The following is a 645-nucleotide window of genomic DNA, read 5'->3' on the forward strand; positions in this document are numbered from 1 at the left end:
CGTCGCCGCTGAGCGCGACGCTGGCGCCGAACAGCGCGTTGGCGGGCAGGCTGACATTGATGTTGCCGTTGCCGGTGTAGCCGGCGCCCAGCGTCCCGCGCAGCATGGCGCCGCCGAAGCTGTCGTTGGTGAAGGTGTACAGGCGCACCGCGCCGGCGGCGCTGGTCGCGTTGTCCTGGCCGGCGTCGTTGGGCGCGCCCACCGCCAGCTGGGTGCCGGAGGCGCTCAGCGCCACACCGGCGCCGTAGGCGTCGCCGGAATCCAGCCCGCCGACATTGACGTTGCCGCCGCCGCTGCGGCCGGCGCCGATGATGGCCTGGTAGGTCCACTGGCCGGCGTCGGCCCGGATGATCAGGTTCTTCGGATCGAGCAGCAGCTGGCCGCCGGCGCCGACCGTTACCTTGTCCAGGCCGATCGAGCGCAAATCGTTTTTGGACGAAATCTCCACCGCGCCGCCGGCGGCCGCGCCGGTCGCCTTGAGCGCGCCCAGCATGGTGGTGGTGTCCTGCGACCAGACCACGGCGGTGCCGCCCTGCCCGGCCGCGCCGCGCGCCGACACGTCGATCGCGCTGCTGTCGTTGATGAAGGTGGTGCCGGCGTTGGCGATGGCGGCGGCGCCGCCCCAGCGCGTGACGAAGCGGGCCA

At 73.0% G+C, this 645-nt stretch carries 1 pseudogene; it reads right to left on the bottom strand.

From position 1 onward, the window contains the following. A pseudogene (locus GTP90_RS35970) lies at window positions 1-645 on the bottom strand (hypothetical protein); the annotation flags it as partial.

Source organism: Duganella vulcania (assembly GCF_009857655.1).
GTDB lineage: Bacteria > Pseudomonadota > Gammaproteobacteria > Burkholderiales > Burkholderiaceae_D > Rugamonas > Rugamonas vulcania.